The 15,905-nt window shown below is 59.2% G+C and carries 15 protein-coding genes; 11 read left to right on the top strand and 4 right to left on the bottom strand.

What is annotated here, in order from left to right:
- The first annotated feature begins 1 nt into the window (after position 1).
- The 7 genes from SCT_RS13240 (at position 2) to SCT_RS13210 (ending at position 6,707) form a co-directional block, all read left to right on the top strand.
- Entirely contained in the window at positions 2-910 is a 909-nt protein-coding gene (locus SCT_RS13240) for a metal ABC transporter solute-binding protein, Zn/Mn family (protein WP_059423814.1), read from the top strand.
- Positions 907-1,680, top strand: a complete 774-nt coding sequence (locus tag SCT_RS13235; protein WP_059423807.1) for a metal ABC transporter permease — start codon at positions 907-909, stop codon at positions 1,678-1,680. The genes SCT_RS13240 and SCT_RS13235 overlap by 4 nt, the downstream gene beginning before the upstream one ends.
- A 78-nt stretch (positions 1,681-1,758) precedes the next feature.
- The gene (locus SCT_RS13230) at positions 1,759-3,018 is read left to right on the top strand and encodes an STAS domain-containing protein (RefSeq protein ID WP_144408275.1); all 1,260 of its coding nucleotides are present in this window, start codon (positions 1,759-1,761) and stop codon (positions 3,016-3,018) included.
- A gap of 74 nt (positions 3,019-3,092) precedes the next feature.
- The gene (gene hslV / locus SCT_RS13225) at positions 3,093-3,629 is read left to right on the top strand and encodes an ATP-dependent protease subunit HslV (RefSeq protein ID WP_059423803.1); all 537 of its coding nucleotides are present in this window, start codon (positions 3,093-3,095) and stop codon (positions 3,627-3,629) included.
- An 84-nt stretch (positions 3,630-3,713) separates the two neighbouring features.
- Positions 3,714-5,036: an ATP-dependent protease ATPase subunit HslU gene (gene hslU / locus SCT_RS13220; protein WP_059423800.1), complete on the top strand. Its 1,323-nt coding sequence runs from the start codon at positions 3,714-3,716 to the stop codon at positions 5,034-5,036.
- A 20-nt stretch (positions 5,037-5,056) separates the two neighbouring features.
- Complete coding sequence (locus SCT_RS13215) at positions 5,057-5,404, top strand: hypothetical protein (RefSeq protein WP_059423799.1); 348 nt, start codon at positions 5,057-5,059, stop codon at positions 5,402-5,404.
- A gap of 4 nt (positions 5,405-5,408) precedes the next feature.
- Complete coding sequence (locus SCT_RS13210) at positions 5,409-6,707, top strand: MFS transporter (protein ID WP_059423797.1); 1,299 nt, start codon at positions 5,409-5,411, stop codon at positions 6,705-6,707.
- Between the two features lie 47 nt (positions 6,708-6,754).
- Here SCT_RS13210 and SCT_RS13205 read toward each other — a convergent pair whose 3' ends face one another.
- The 3 genes from SCT_RS13205 to SCT_RS13195 form a co-directional block, all read right to left on the bottom strand.
- A complete protein-coding gene (locus SCT_RS13205) occupies positions 6,755-7,378 on the bottom strand; it encodes an NF038129 family PEP-CTERM protein (protein WP_059423795.1) in 624 nt (207 codons plus the stop codon).
- Positions 7,379-7,449: 71 nt separating this feature from the next.
- Complete coding sequence (locus SCT_RS13200; RefSeq protein WP_059423790.1) at positions 7,450-9,525, bottom strand: bifunctional UDP-sugar hydrolase/5'-nucleotidase; 2,076 nt, start codon at positions 9,523-9,525, stop codon at positions 7,450-7,452.
- A gap of 88 nt (positions 9,526-9,613) precedes the next feature.
- The gene (locus SCT_RS13195) at positions 9,614-9,850 is read right to left on the bottom strand and encodes a hypothetical protein (protein WP_144408274.1); all 237 of its coding nucleotides are present in this window, start codon (positions 9,848-9,850) and stop codon (positions 9,614-9,616) included.
- 185 nt (positions 9,851-10,035) lie between these two features.
- Here SCT_RS13195 and SCT_RS13190 point away from each other — a divergent pair, with 185 nt between their 5' ends.
- The 4 genes from SCT_RS13190 to SCT_RS13175 all read left to right on the top strand — a co-directional run bounded on the left by SCT_RS13190 (position 10,036) and on the right by SCT_RS13175 (position 14,048).
- The gene (locus SCT_RS13190) at positions 10,036-10,743 is read left to right on the top strand and encodes a response regulator (RefSeq protein WP_059423861.1); all 708 of its coding nucleotides are present in this window, start codon (positions 10,036-10,038) and stop codon (positions 10,741-10,743) included.
- The gene (locus tag SCT_RS13185) at positions 10,740-12,056 is read left to right on the top strand and encodes an ATP-binding protein (protein ID WP_059423786.1); all 1,317 of its coding nucleotides are present in this window, start codon (positions 10,740-10,742) and stop codon (positions 12,054-12,056) included. The genes SCT_RS13190 and SCT_RS13185 overlap by 4 nt, the downstream gene beginning before the upstream one ends.
- A gap of 124 nt (positions 12,057-12,180) precedes the next feature.
- The gene (locus SCT_RS13180) at positions 12,181-13,128 is read left to right on the top strand and encodes a D-2-hydroxyacid dehydrogenase (protein ID WP_059423782.1); all 948 of its coding nucleotides are present in this window, start codon (positions 12,181-12,183) and stop codon (positions 13,126-13,128) included.
- 143 nt (positions 13,129-13,271) lie between these two features.
- Positions 13,272-14,048: a transporter gene (locus SCT_RS13175; RefSeq protein WP_059423780.1), complete on the top strand. Its 777-nt coding sequence runs from the start codon at positions 13,272-13,274 to the stop codon at positions 14,046-14,048.
- A gap of 3 nt (positions 14,049-14,051) precedes the next feature.
- On the opposite strand, the gene SCT_RS13170 is transcribed toward SCT_RS13175, so the two are convergent.
- On the bottom strand, positions 14,052-15,902 hold the full coding sequence (locus tag SCT_RS13170) for an ABC-F family ATP-binding cassette domain-containing protein (RefSeq protein ID WP_059423778.1): 1,851 nt from the start codon (positions 15,900-15,902) through the stop codon (positions 14,052-14,054).
- Positions 15,903-15,905: the final 3 nt, after the last annotated feature.

Below are 15,905 nucleotides of genomic sequence, written 5' to 3'. Positions count from 1 at the left end.
CATGTTTGAACGAATCGCGAAAATTTCCCTAGGCGCACTCCTTTGCGTCTTCACCCTGCCGGCCTTTGCCGGCCTCAACATTCTCGCCTGCGAGCCGGAGTGGGGTGCGCTGGCGCAGGAGCTGGGCGGCGACAAGGTGTCCGTGTACAACGCCACCAACGCCCTGCAGGATCCGCACCGCGTCGAAGCCAAGCCCAGCCTGATGGCGCGCGCCCGTGGCGCCGATATGCTGGCCTGCACCGGGGCGGAACTGGAGGTTGGCTGGCTGCCTATCCTGTTGCGCCAAACTGGCAATCCGAAAATTCAGCCGGGGCAGCCCGGCTACTTCGAGGCGGCGCATTACGTGCGCATGCTGGAAATCCCCACCCGCCTCGACCGCGCCGAGGGCGACGTGCATCCGGGCGGCAATCCGCACATCCAGACCGACCCACGCAACATCGCGCTGGTGGCGGATGCGCTGGCAAAACGCCTGGCTGAGATCGATGCCGCCAATGCCGAATATTACCGGCAGCGCCATGTCCAGTTCGCAGCACGCTGGAAAATGGCCATCACCAACTGGGAAAAGCTGGCTGCGCCCCTCAAGGGAATTCCTATCGTCGTTCAGCACAAAGGGTTTCCCTATCTGGAGAACTGGCTGGGGCTGAAGCAGGTGGCCGCGCTGGAGCCGAAGCCCGGTGTCGAGCCGAGCAGTGCCTACCTGTCTGGGTTGCTCGGGCAACTCCAGCGGCAACCGGCAAAAATGGTGATACGCGCCGCCTACAATGACGCGCGCGCCTCCGAGTGGCTGACGGAGCGGGCGAAAATTCCGGCAGTGGATCTGCCCTTTACCGTTGGCGGTTCGGAGCAGGCAAAGGATTTGTTCGGGCTGTTCGACGATACGGTGCAGAAGCTACTAGGTGCGCTTAAATGAACCTCGATGCCTTGAGTCTTTCCATTCTTGTTCCAGCCTTCCTGGCCGGCCTGCTGGTCCTGTCAACCCATGTTCCGATGGGGATGCAGGTGCTGTCTCGCAGTATCGTGTTCATCGATCTGGCAATTGCCCAGATCGCCACCCTTGGGGTCATCGCGGCGGACCGGATGGGCTTCGAACCGGAAGGCTGGGTGGCGCAGGTTGCCGCGGTGTCGGCCGCCCTGCTCGGGGCGTTGCTGCTGACCTGGATGGAAAGGCGCTGGCCGGACGTGCAGGAGGCGCTGATCGGCGTGCTGTTCGTGCTGGCCGCCAGTGGTGGAATGCTGCTGGTGGCCAACAATCCGCATGGCGGCGAACATCTCAGGGATTTGCTGGCAGGTCAGATTCTGTGGGTGAGCACGGCGCAGTTGCTGCCGGTGGCCGTCCTCGCAGCCATCATCCTGGCCCTGTGGTTCGGGTTGAGGGATAGACTCGGACGATTCGGATTCTACGGCTTGTTCGCCTTTGCCGTCACCACCTCGGTGCAGTTGGTCGGCGTGTACCTGGTGTTCGCCAGCCTGATTGTTCCGGCACTGGCTTGCCGCCTTTATTCGTCCCGTATCCGGCTGGCGGTGGGCTATGCTGTTGGCGCAGCAGGCTACATCCTGGGGTTGGGGCTTTCGGTGTTGTTTGACTTGCCTTCCGGCGCAGTGGTGGTGTGGACTTTGGCGCTGGTCGGAATTGCAATCTACAGTTTGGGTCCCAGCCCGTCCAGAAGCATTGCCAAATAGGATTATCCCTTATTGCTCATGCAAGCTGAGCGGCCTTATAATGGTTCACTTATAAATATACTTGGTTGACCCGCAGTGGTGTTTTCATTTTTTCGCAAGAAGCCAGAAGAAACGTCGCAAGCCAAGCTTCGTGCGCCTGCTGCCGCCAATCCTCGCCCGCAGGTAACTCCGCTGTCAACCCCGACCGCGCAGCCGGTGGCGCCGAAGACGGTTGCTTTGGAGCAGCAACCTGCAGTTTCGCCCAAACCGACGGCAGTTCCTTCTCCTCCACCGCCTCAAGCCGAAACGAATACGGTAGGGGGTGCTGGAGCTGTGGACACCGCAGAAATGTATTCGGCGGTGGAGGAGGCGGCGATTCTCTATGCCAGCGACCATCCCGATCAAGCCGCCGCGCTGCTGCTGGACTTCGTCAAGAACAATGCCGATAGAAAAGAGCTCAAGCCCTGGATGATGTTGTTCGATATTTACCAGATTCAGGGCAAGAAGGCACAGTTCGAAGAGCTTGCGCTGGAGTTCGTTGTCAAGTTCGAGCGCAGTGCACCGACCTGGAGTGATGGCAAGGTGTCGGGCGCCCAGACCGAAAACCCCAAAGCGGGAGGAGGGGCTGCCGTTGAAGGCTATGTTGCCCTGACCGGTATTTTGCAGGGGGACAAGGATTCCCTGTTCCTGAACCTGGAGCAAGTTGCGCAGAAGGGTGCCGGCCTGCGGCTGGATTTTGCCCGGCTGGAGGGGTTGGACGCCTCGGGCAGTCGTCGCCTGGTGGAGACTCTGCAAGGTTTGAAAAAAAGCGGAAAGAAAATCACGCCAATAAGCGTTCCGCACGTAACGGATCTGCTAAAGGCTTTGCTCGGGCAGGGCAGCGAGGATGAGCAGGCCCACTGGCAGCTGTTGCTCAACCTCTACCAATGCCAGGAAATGGAGGCTGAATTCGAGGATTTGGCGGTGGAGTACGCCATCACTTTCGAAGTGTCGCCGCCGTCCTGGGAGGCCATGCCCCAATGCAGGCAACCGGTTGCGGTGGCAATGGTCGATGCTCCGGATGAACTGCCTCATGACGAGGACACCTTTTTCATGAGCGGCGTGATTTCGGCTGATAGTGCCCAGCAACTGCAGGAGCTGAAAAATTTTGCCGCCTCGCGCAGCGAGGTTTACCTGGATATGGCTGATGTGTCTCGCGTGGATTTCGTCAGTATCGGAGATTTTGTTGGTGTACTGGTTGGATTGAACTGTGGTGGCAAGAAATTGCTGGTCCGTAATGCCAATGAAATGATCCGCGCCCTGTTCGGAGTCATGGGCGTCGACCAGTTCGCCGACATCCTGAAAAGAAAAATCGGCTGATCCTCGCTGTTCTTCGCTCCGCCAGCCCGTTTGCGTCACTCTAATCCAATGGGATTATTCTGCGGAGAAAAATCATGGAGCAATTTCACGGCACCACCATCCTCTCGGTACGGCGCGGCAATCAAGTTGCGCTCGGCGGCGATGGGCAGGTGACCCTCGGCAATATCGTGGTCAAGGCCACCGCGCGCAAGGTGCGCCGCATCCACCACGACAGGATATTGGCCGGGTTCGCCGGCGGCACGGCGGACGCCTTCACCCTGTTCGAGCGTTTCGAGGCCAAGCTCGACAAGCACCAGGGGCATTTGCTGCGCTCTGCAGTGGAACTGGCCAAGGACTGGCGCACCGACCGCATCCTGCGCCGGCTCGAGGCCATGCTGGCGGTGGCAGACCATGAAAGCTCGCTGATCATCACCGGCAATGGTGACGTGCTGGAACCGGAATATGGCCTGGTCGCCATCGGCAGCGGCGGACCCTACGCGCAATCCGCAGCGCGCGCCCTGCTCGATTACACCGACCTGCCACCGGCAGAGATCGTCAAGAAAGCGCTGACCATCGCAGCCGACCTGTGCATCTATACTAATCAGAATCATGTCATTGAAGTTCTCGAGTGAAGGGTAATGAGTGATGGGTGATGGGTAAATCCCACACACCCACTTCTCCTTACTCTTCACCCATTACCGTGAGCGCAGCGAACCATGACCCCAATGACTCCCCAGGAAATCGTCCACGAACTGGACAAGCACATCATCGGCCAGGATGCTGCCAAGCGTGCGGTCGCTATTGCCCTGCGCAACCGTTGGCGCAGGCAGCAGGTGGCCGAGCCGTTGCGCCACGAAATCACGCCGAAGAACATCCTGATGATTGGTCCGACCGGCGTCGGCAAGACCGAGATCGCGCGTCGCCTGGCCAAGCTCGCCAACGCGCCCTTCATCAAGGTCGAGGCAACCAAGTTCACCGAGGTGGGCTATGTCGGGCGCGACGTGGATTCCATCATTCGCGACCTGGTGGAAATGGCCATCAAGCAGACCCGCGAGCAGGAAACCTTCAAGGTGCGCCATCGCGCCGAAGATCATGCCGAGGAGCGCATCCTCGACGCGCTGCTGCCGCTGGCTCGCGGCGTTGAAGCGAACGCGGATGAGGAAAATACTACGCGGCAGAAATTCCGCAAGATGCTGCGCGAGGGCAAGCTCGACGACAAGGAAATCGAAATCGAAGTTGCTGGCGCCCAGGCGCACATGGAAATCCTTGCTCCGCCCGGCATGGAGGAAATGACCTCGCAAATCCAGAGCATGTTCCAGAACATCGGTGGCGGTAAGCGCAGGCAGCGCAAGCTGAAGATCGCTGAAGCGATGAAGCTGCTCACCGAAGAAGAAGCGATGAAGCTGGTCAACGACGAGGAGATGAAAATCCATGCGGTGCAGAACGTCGAACAGAACGGCATCGTCTTCCTCGACGAAATCGACAAGATCACCAGCCGCTCCGAGTCTTCCGGATCCGACGTGTCGCGCCAGGGCGTGCAGCGCGATCTGCTGCCGCTGGTGGAAGGTACCACCGTCTCCACCAAATACGGCATGATCAAGACCGATCACATCCTGTTCATCGCCAGCGGCGCCTTCCACCTCGCCAAGCCCTCCGACCTCATCCCCGAGCTGCAGGGTCGGTTGCCCATCCGGGTCGAGCTGGATTCCCTGACTGTGGCCGATTTCGAGCAGATACTCACCAACACCGACGCCTGTCTGACCAAACAGTATGAAGCGCTGCTCGGCACCGAAGCGGTAAAGCTGGATTTCAAACCCGACGCTATCCGGCGCCTCGCCGAAATCGCTTTCGAGGTCAACGAAAGAACCGAAAACATCGGCGCGCGGAGGCTCTACACCGTGATGGAAAAACTGCTTGAGGAAATCTCCTTCGAGGCCGGACGCAAGGTTGAAGAAAGCATCATCATCGATGCTGCCTATGTCGATGGCAAGCTGAAAGAGCTGGCGAAGAGCGAGGATCTGGCGCGCTATGTGCTCTAACACGTTGTCACGTCGATAAAATGAAATTCCACGATCTGGACATCGGTCAGCGCTTCGAACTGGATGGCGTGGCCTACGTCAAAACCAGCCCGGTGCTGGCCGGCCAAGCCGAAGGCGGAGGCTCCAGGTTCATGCCGCGCTATGTCATGGTAAAGCTGCTGGATGGTGCAGCACCTCGCGCCAAGGCGGAGCAGGAGAAAATGCTGCGGGCCGGGGAGGTGCTGGCTGCATTCGAGGTTTACCACTCGGCTTGCCGCGAGGGGCTGGAAAAACTGGCGGGAGAGCTTCCTGTCGACAGATTGCTAGATATTGCCAATGTCCTGGAGGGTGAGCGGCAAGGCTTTCTTGACGCGGTTCTGAAGGGATAGCCCAGTGCTCACTGCCACTCAGAAAATTCACTACTTCCGCCTGCGCTGGGCAGCGTTCAGTTTGGTGGCGCTGGCCTATATCCTGTCCTTTTTCCACCGCTTTGCCCCGGCTGCAATCTCAGCCGATCTGCAACAGACCTTTCAGGCGAGCGGCGCCGAACTGGGCGCGCTGGCCGCCACGTATTTCTACGTTTATGCCGTGATGCAGATCCCCACCGGCGTGCTGGTGGATACGCTCGGACCGCGCAGGATCCTTGCCATCGGCGGGGTGGTCGCGGGGGCGGGTTCACTCCTGTTCGGGCTGGCGGACAGCCTGGCGGTGGCTTCGGTGGGGCGGCTGCTGGTCGGGCTGGGAGTGTCAGTCACTTTCATTTCGCTGCTCAAGCTCAATGCCGCCTGGTTTCACGATAGGCATTTTGCCTCGCTCACCGGCCTGTCCATTCTGCTCGGCAATATCGGCGCGCTGCTGGCGGCATCACCGCTGGCCTGGGCGCTGGGGTTCGTCTCCTGGCGTACCGTGTTCGTTGCGGTGGGCGGGCTTTCCCTGGGAGTGGCCGTGCTCGGCTGGATGATGGTGCGCGACCACCCGGGCAAGGCTGGCCTGCCTTCCATGCGCGAGCTGGATGGCAAGACAGCGCATCCACCACGCGATGGCCACTGGTACGACGGCTTGGTGGAGGTGGTAAAGAACCGCGCCACCTGGCCCGGCTTCTGGGTCAACCTGGGCATGTCCGGTACTTTCTTCGCCTTCGGCGGGCTGTGGGCAGTGCCATTCCTGAAGGATGTCTACGGCATGGAGCGCAGCGCAGCAACGGCCCATACTTCCATGCTGCTGGCCGGCTTTGCCCTCGGCGCCTTCTTCATCGGCACCCTGTCCGACCGCATTGGCCGGCGCAAGCCGGTGATGGTCAGCGCTGCGCTGGTGTATTGCCTGAGCTGGGTGCCGCTGGTGCTCGGCTGGCCGCTGACGCCGCTCCCAGGCTACAGCCTGTTCCTGCTGATGGGCCTGGGTGCTTCGGGCTTCACCCTGAGCTGGGCGTGCGCCAAGGAGGTGAACAAGCATGCCCTGTCCGGCATGGCCACCAGCGTGGTCAATACCGGCGCCTTTCTGGGCACGGGTGTGATGCAGCCGCTGGCAGGCTGGATGATCGACCGTTCGGCCGGCACCCATCCGGCTACCACGGCGCATACCCTGGCGGACTACCAGGCCGGCATGGGGATGATGCTGGGAGTCGCGCTGATGGGGCTGGTGGCGACGCTGTTCATCCAAGAAACGCATTGTCGTTACGTTAATTCAGATTAAACTTTTTGCCGGCGGCGCATCAAAAACCCTTCCAGTCCGACAAACTGCTAGCCTCGGTAGAACCGTGTACGTGCCAGCCCTGCCAGCATGGAAATTCCCGCAAACAGCAGGCCAAGTGCGCCGGGAAGTGGTACAGACGTTGGCGCAGTCGCTGACAAGGAAACAGGCGCCGATTTCGCCAACACTTCCGTCGCTCCATCTCCTTTCAGGTTCATGACCAACGCTGCGCCCCAATCCGGGTCGGCAAGCAACGAGTTGTAGGCGGTGTCGTAAAACGACAGGCCGAATGCCGTCCCTGGCGCTGCCGGGTCGAGGCTGGGATGGGGCAAGTCCAGGTTGATGCTGAAACTCAGCTTTGTGCCGAAGGTAAAAGCCTGCAACAGATCATTAAAGTACTGACTGTTCCCCAGCGTCATTGCGCTGTTAAGGCTGCCGCTCACATCGCCCGTTGGCGTGGCCGATGGAAGCAGTGTGCCGCCACTAGTGGCAAATGCAGCCACGGTTGCGGTTGCTGAAGGCGCAGTGACATCACCGGGGTTGAACTGAAAATCCAGCCAACCCGTTTGCCCGGCGAGCGAACTCGTATCAACGTTGACGTACCAGGTGCTTGCCAAGGCAGAAGTGGAAGCGAACAAGGCAAACAAGCCTGCGATGAGCATTTTCTTATTCATGCTGAAATCCTTTTTTTATTTATCATGAAAATCGAACCGCCGTCTCGGCAGGCGGCGGTTCGAGAACGGGTTTAAACTCCGCCGCTATACGTTGTTGGCGTGTAGCTGATGCCAGTGCCGGCGGAATTCTTGAACTGCACCTGCACGCTTGTGCTGCTTCCCGGTGCCAGCGTACCCGTCAGAGTCAGATAGGGCTGGCCGTAATAGGCGCCGACCGCATTCACCAGAGTGACACTGGAAGGCAGCCCTTCGATCACTACCTTGAGCGGCGCCAGGAGTGGAACCGTGCCGGTATTGCTCACAGTGACCTTACCGGTGAATATTTGAGTGCCCGCGTTGTAGACCAATCCGGACTTGGCAAGACTAACGCCCGAGGTCACCTTGACTGCCAGCGGCTGTACGAAGGGCTGTTCAGGCCAAGCGGGGGTGGCCGCTGCATCCACGATGCTGTGCCGTGCACCATTGGCCAGCCAGCCTTGTGCCAAGGCAGCGCCAAATAATTCCTGCGGATACCAGGGATTCCCCGTGGCGGGATTGATCAGCGAAACGACATTAGTAAAGCCATCGTAACTGCACAGCACCGTTCCCGTGGTGTCACTGGGCCGCAAGCAACCGGTCGCGGTCAGGGTGTCGGTGTCCGCAATCGGCGTGCCATTGGCGCGGAAGATGGACTGCACCCGCTGTCCATCCGGGCGCGACAGGTCGACGTTGATATTCAATCCGGACCAGCCATCGGTCCAGCCGCCTCCCTCAGAGAAGCTATTGGCTGAATACACCGCCGTCAGATTGCCTTCGATAATGGATTTGATGGTTGAGCCTGCCACCGAGCCTGTTGCAAGCGTGTAGGGCACCGGGATAAATCGATACACGTCCTCTACCGTCAGCGCGCCGTTGGCGATGTGATTGTCCTCATACAAGGTACCAGCGGCAGGCGTCGGCGCGTCCATGCGGAAACCCGGCGTAATGGCAATATCTGTCCCGGTTTGCTGGCGCATGGTATCGGTCCAGGCATTATTGAAGGTCGATTCCAGCGCCTGTTCACGATCCAGCGGTGCGTACACATAACCCAACACCTTGTCGATAGGCTCGGTAAGTTTGAGCGTCATGCCGGTCATGGGCACGGTCATATTGGGATTGGCCGCCAGGAAAGGGGCGCGCGCCGCATCCACCAGCGATTTCATGGCGGCATCTTCGGGGATGCTCGCATCAACCGGCAGCAGGCTCCAGTTGAAAACCGGTGCCGAGCCGCTATTTACCGTCACATCCATGCGACCGAGCCAGCCGTCATGTCCTGCCTGTACCACCAGCGCGCCGCTTTTGGCCTTGAGCGGTGTGAATACCGTATCGTGGGTATGCGCAGAGAAAAATACGTTCACCGCGCCCGCATTGATCACATCGGCAAGCCGGTAATCCTTTTGCAATCCCAGCTCGCTCATCACCATCACCAATTCCGCCCCCTGGCTGCGCAGGGATAGGGCATTGGCGTTGATCAGGTCGCGGTAAGCCGTTTCACCCTGGGTAAATGACAGTCCAGTGGCAAGTACCGAATCCATTTGCGCAACTATGTCTGAAGTCAGGCCGATAAAACCCACCTTGACGCCACCCACGGTTTTGATCATCGTGCCCGGCAGCAAAAGCCCGCCGGAATTTGCGCCCAGCGTGGATTGCATATTGGCCGCGATATTCTGGAAAACGGGTTTTTTAACCGTGATGCTCACCGTCGCCTGGAGTAAATTCTTTTGTAATGTTGTCAGGTTGTTGACATAGCGCAAGCGGAACACGTTGGGGCCGTAGGCGAAATCCCAATTTCCCGGCACGCCGACATCCACGCCCAGCGCATTGAGCGGATCGATCACCGCGTTGCCCAAGGTGTACAGCGCCTCAACCCCGCCGTGGTAGGTGTCGCCCACATTCATCAGCACCGAATTCGGGTTTTGCGACCGAATCTGCTTCACCAGCGTGGCCACCCGTGCCAGGCCGCCGCGCGACTCATAGACCACCTGTCCATTCTTTACCACTTTATCCAGGTGCGGCGTCAGGTGAGCATGCAGATCGTTGTTCTCGATGAACGTCAGGGTAACCGCATTAGCCTGGACCGACGCCAACGAAAGCGCCAGTGTAGTCAGGCACAGTTTCAGGTTTTTCATGGTATTTCCTCTCTCCGGCCCGGCACAGCATGCGACGGGATTTTCATTACGTAAATTTGGGCGTTTCAAGGGCATCCTCTGCCAATGCCTAACGCGCTCTGTGCGTTCCCATGCGGGACTGCATTTTGTCGCGCATGCCGGCAAACTTGGCCTGCCGGTCCTCTGTACTCATCTGGCCCAAGGTTTCCTTGCGTGCCTGCATCTCGGTTTTGGCCTGTGATTTCATGGCCTGCTGCGCCATATCCGGACCGCTGCCGTATTCTCCGGCGTAAACGGTGCTGGTTAACGTGGCTGCTGCAATGAACATAACTATTTTCTGGGGCATGACCCACTCCTTAACAATGAAAAATTTGCACTGCGCCGCACTGATAGTCGGCAATCGGCATCATGCCCGCACAGGGTTACACTACGGTTTCCAGAAATTTCCAGCGCGTTACGAATTGTTTCAAAGTGTTTCAGGGGAAGGCTTGTTATCTGGCATTTATTGACGCTGTGATATTCTTTGACCCCATGGATAAAACCCAGCGCATCATGATCGTGGATGACGACAGCGAGTTGGCTGAGATGCTCAGCCAATTTCTGACTACCCACGGTTTCCTGCCCGTTGTAGCGCTGGATGGTGCGCAGGCAACGGCGGCATTTGCCTCTACGCCGCCAGACTTGGTTATTCTCGATCTCATGTTGCCCGGCGAGGATGGTTTCTCTGTCGCTCGTCGCCTGCGTGCGCAATCGGATGTGCCCATTATCATGTTATCCGCCCGTGGCGATGACATAGACCGGATCATCGGGCTGGAAACCGGGGCCGACGATTACATGCCCAAACCCTTCAATCCGCGCGAGTTGCTCGCCCGGATCAGGGCCGTATTGCGTCGCCGCATCCAAGTCACGCTGCCAGTCGCCCCCTCCATTTCTTTCGGGCTCTACCAGCTCAACCTCGACACTCATACGCTGATGCGGGAAGATGTCCGGATTGATCTAACCACGGGCGAATTCACGCTGCTTCGCATTTTTGCCCAGCACCCCAACAAGGTGCTGACCAGGGACACGCTCGTCAGCTTGGTCCAGGGTGATGAACGCATGCCTTTCGACCGCAGCATCGATGTTCGCGTCACCCGTTTGAGACGCAAAATCGAGCCCGATCCGGAACAGCCGGTCTACATCCGCACCGTGTGGGGAACGGGCTACCTTTTTGCGCCAAGCGGAGGCGATGCGCCATGACAGTCCGGCGGCGCGCCTCGCTGGCGAAATCCACCGGTCTGCTCTTTGTCGTACTGGCGATCGCCATCCAGTTCATCACATTGCTTACCACCAGCACACTTATCCTCTATCCGATTGCACGCAATTCCGTCAACGACCTGGCTGCCCTGATTGTCCTGTCTTCCAAAACGTGGGGGGAACTCCCCCCTTCGCGCCTGTCTGATTTCCAGATCGAGTTGCAGCGGCACCACGCACTGGATGTGGAAATTTCCACTGCGCCCCTTTCCGGCAGTCCAAGCTATCTACCTTATGTGGCATTGCTTCAAACGGCGCTTGCGGATCGCTTGAAAGCACCTGTCAGCGTGCTGGTCATCCCGGGTACGGACCGTTATGGCGTCGTTGTGCCGGCTGGGGCGAAGCAGCTTCGTTTCGAATTCAGCCGCGCCCGCATCGGCACCAGCCCCATGCTCGCCATGTCGCTGGTCTTCGGCATCAATCTGGCGGCAAGCTTCGCGGCGGCACTGTGGTTAACCCGCAGGCTGGAACGCCGTCTGTCCGCTTTGTCAGCAGCAACCCGCGAACTGGCGCAAGGTGTGCGGCCAAAAATGCTGCCAGAGGACGGCCCTACAGAACTCGCCACAGTCGCCGCAGACTTCAATCACATGGCAAGCCGGGTAAGGGAATTGGCCGACAACCGCACCACCCTGCTCGCAGGGATTTCACACGACTTGCGCACGCCCATTGCACGCATGACTATGGCATTGGAGCTGTTGCGCGACTCACCGAACCCCGCATTGCTCAAACGCATGGAACGTTATCTGGCCGAGATGAACCAGTTGATCGATGAATTTCTCTCCTTCGCCAGAGCGCAGGAAAACGGCGCAACAGAACCCATCGATCTGGCGCAGATGATCAGCGAACTGATCCGGGATTATCGGGAAAGCGGCGCACAGCTAAGTGGGGAACCGGCTACGGCCTGCCCGGTACAAGCCAACCCGGTCGGCGTGCGCCGCATCGTCACCAACCTGATAGACAATGCCATCCGCTACAGCGGCGGAGGGCCGGTGGAAATCAAGCTGGACTGCACGACTCAGGCTTACATTGAAGTGCTGGATCGCGGCCCCGGCATCCCCGATGACATGAAGGAACTGGTGTTTCGACCCTTCTTTCGTCTGGAAAGCTCACGCAATGCCACAACCGGCGGTAGCGGGCTTGGCCTTGCCATTGCCATGGAAATCGTGCGTGCCCACGGCTGGTCACTCACGCTGGAAAATCGGCAGGGTGGCGGAACTGTCTCGCGTTTGACGATCCCCCGTAAGGGACGAAGATCTTGAGTCGAGTTGCAGGACGGCTACGGCAATATCAATAATTTTTTCAGTCACCATTTTTTGGTTATTTTTTCCCGCACCCATTTTCTTGATGTTCTTTACGGTTCAATAATTTTTTTCAGGAATATTTATGGAACACATTGTCTTTCTCGACGGCTCTTCTCTGGAAGCGACTATCCGCCGTCCGGCCTTTCCACACCAGTGGGAAGAATACGCCATCACCTCGCCGGAGGAGATAGTCACGCGCCTGCAGGAAGCCACCATCGCCATTACCAACAAGGTGCCGCTACGGGCCGAAACTCTGGCGCAGTTGCCCAGGCTGAAGTTGATTGCCGAGGCCGCCACCGGCGTCAACAACATCGATGTGGACTGGTGCCGCGAGCACGGTATTGCCGTCGCCAACATGCGCAACTACGCCATCCATGCCGTGCCGGAACACGTGTTCATGATGATCCTGGCGCTGCGCCGCAACCTGCTGGCCTATCGCGCTGACTTGCAAAAGGGGCTGTGGCAGCAATCTGACCGGTTTTGCCTGTTCAACCATCCCATTCGCGATATTCACGGCAGCACTCTGGGTATCATCGGCCACGGTGCACTGGGACAGGCGGTGGCGGAGATGGCGAAAGCCTTCGGCATGAAGGTTCTGTTTGCAGAGCACCAGGGCGTAATCGAAGTTCGCCCTGGCTTCGCCCCTTTCGAACAGGTGCTGGCAGAGAGCGACATCGTGACTTTGCACGTGCCGCTGACAGATGCAACCCGCAACCTGATCGGCGCGGACGAAATTCGCCGGATGAAGCCCTCATCCCTGCTCATCAATGCCGCGCGCGGCGGCGTGGTGGACGAGAATGCGCTGGCGGAGGCGTTGCGCGTGGGGCGCATTGCCGGAGCGGGATGCGATGTGCTGTCGGTGGAGCCACCATGCGCAGGCAATCCCTTGCTCGACCTCGACCTGCCCAATCTGATCGTCACCCCCCACATCGCCTGGGCTAGCTGCGAGGCGATGCAGATCCTGGCCGATCAACTAGTCGGCAACATTGAGGCGTTTGTTGCGGGTACCCCCCGCAATCTGGTTACCTGAGGGCAGGAATTCCATTTCCTGGCGACAGCCGCGCTGTTGCGGAGATGGCTAAGGTTTCGCGTCACCGCCCGAGAAAAATAGTTGCGTTCCCGACCTGTTTAATTGATAATTATTCGCATCTACAACAGGTCGAGGATGGAAAAATGAAGTTCGTTATTTATGCATGCGGCGCAGCGGTCGCTGTCGTTCTCGCTTTAATCAGCCCCGGCGCAATCGCCGCGCCGGACGAAATCCAGGTCTACACCGAGGAGATGAACGATCCCGGTGAGTTCGGCCTGGAACTGCATGCGAATTATGCGATCAATGGTGCGAAAGAGTCTTCCTTCGAGGGGGAAATGAAGGCCCATCATCGCCTGCAGGTTACGCCGGAATTTTCCTATGGCTGGACCAAAAACCTGGAAGCCGGACTTTACGTGCCTTTGGCGATGGCCGAGGATGGAAACCTCTACAATAACGGCCTGCGCTTCCGTCTGAAATTCATCGCGCCGCGCGAGGCGAGCGAGGCCTTCTTCTGGGGTCTCAATGTGGAAGTCGGTTATTCCACCCGGCGCGTGTCGGAGAGCTACTGGGGCATGGAGCTGCGGCCGATTATCGGCTACCGCACCGACAACTGGCTGGTCAGCTTCAACCCGATCCTGGACATGAGTTTGTCCAACAACATCAGCCGCGAGCCGAATTTCGAGCCGGCGCTGAAGGTGACCCGCAAGGCGGCTGAAGGTGTCCATGCAGGCTTGGAGTATTACGGCGAGTACGGGCCGATTCATCACACGCTACCGCACAATGAGCGCGCCCAGTACCTTTATGGCGTGGTGGATGTCGAGAAGAAGGACTTTGACATCAATTTCGGTATCGGCCACGGTTTCGACAATGCTAGTGACCGGTGGGTGGCGAAGGCGATCATCGCCTTCCCGTTCAAGTAGAGGCTAAACCGCTTCCTCCAGCGCCATTTCCAGCTCCAGCCAGCTTTCCTCCAGTTCCGCGGCTTTGGCTTCCAGGCTTTCGTGCCGGGTATTCAGACTGCTAATTTCGTCCCCGCTACATTTGGCATAGGTGGCCGGGTCGGCCAGCTGGCGGCTGATTTCAGAAAGTTCCGCCTGGACGGTTGCCAGTTCGGTTTCGAGCTTGGCCTGCTTCGACAGCAGCGCCTTCTTCTTCGGCTTGGGTGCGGCTTCCTGGCGGGGTTTCTCCGGCGTTGCAACAGTCTCGCGCGGGCGGCGTGTTTCGATCCAGATTTTATAGTCTTCCAGATCGCCGTCGAACAGCTTCGCTTCGCCGTCGGCAATCAGCCATAACTCGTCGGCCACGGCACGGATCAGGCTGCGGTCGTGGGAAACCAGCACCACTGCGCCGGTGTATTCCTCCAGCGCCAGGGTGAGGGCGTCGCGCATGTCCAGATCGAGATGGTTGGTGGGTTCATCGAGCAGCAGCAGGTGCGGTTTTTGCCAAGCCAGCAGGGCCAGTGCCAGGCGGCTTTTTTCGCCGCCGGAAAAACTGTCCACCGGTCTATCCTCGCTGCTTCCGGCCAGGCCGAAGCGGCCGAGGAAGGTGCGCAGCGCCAGTGTCGTTTCCTTGGGCGCCAGCCGTTCCATGTGCTGTAGCGGCGTGGCCGTGCTGTCCAGATTTTCCAGTTGATGCTGGGCGAAGTAGCCGATGCGGACGTCCGGGGTGATTTCCAGCTTGCCAGAAATGGGCTCGAGTTCGCCCACCAGCAGCTTGATCAGGGTGGATTTACCAGCGCCGTTCGGCCCCAGCAGGGCGATGCGCGCGCCGGCACGCAGCGCCAGATCGACGTTCTGGAACAGGGTTTTGTCGCCATAGGCGAAACCCATTTTTTCGGCGCGCAGCAGCAGGTCTGGGCCGCGCTCCGGCGCCTCGATTTCCAGCTCGAAATGGCCGTCGGTGACATGGGCCGGGGCGATGCGCGTAAGCCGTTCCAGTGCCTTGACGCGGCTTTGCGCCTGCTTGGCCTTGGTGGCCTTGGCGCGAAAGCGGCGGACGAAGTCCTCGAGGTGGGCGATCTTCGCCTGCTGCGTCTGGAAGGCCTGGTTCTGCTGGGAAATTTTTTCGGCGCGGGCGCGTTCGAAGTCGTCGTAGTCGCCGGCATAACTATCGATGACGCAGTCGTGAACGTGAGCGATGCGGTTGACGGTGGCGTTGAGGAATTCCCTGTCGTGCGAGACCAGCAGGATGCTGCCGGGGTAGCGCGCCAGGTACTGTTCGAGCCAGAGGATGGCTTCGAGGTCGAGATGGTTGGTGGGCTCGTCGAGCAGCAGCAGATCGGCTCTATGCATCAGCGCGCGGGCAAGGTTGAGGCGCATGCGCCAGCCGCCGGAGAAGCTCGTTACCGGGCGTTCCAGAGTGTCGTTGGCGAAGCCCAGCCCATTCAGGAGTTGTGCTGCGCGGGACTTGGCGGCATAGCCGTCGATGGCCTCGTAACGGTGCTGAGCGTCGAACCAGGCGGCATCATGCTGTTCCCGCGCCAGAGTTTTTTCCAGCTGGCGCAGCTGGATGTCGCCGTCGAGCACGAATTCCAGCGCGGGTTGCGTGGAGTTGGCGATTTCCTGTTCGACATAGGCCAGCGTTTTGCCGGCTTGCAAGGATATTTCGCCGCTATCGGGCTTGAGTTCGCCGCGGATCAGGCGGAACAGGGTGGATTTGCCGCAGCCGTTCTTGCCGACCAAACCGATACGCTGGTTGGAGTACGCTTGCAAATTCACTTGCTGAAATAGCGCTATGCCGCCTTGAAGGTAAGTCAGATTCTGGATGTTTAGCATGGC

It is taken from the genome of Sulfuricella sp. T08, from assembly GCF_000971475.1.
GTDB lineage: Bacteria > Pseudomonadota > Gammaproteobacteria > Burkholderiales > Sulfuricellaceae > Sulfuricella.
This window is presented reverse-complemented; position numbering and strand designations above follow the sequence as displayed.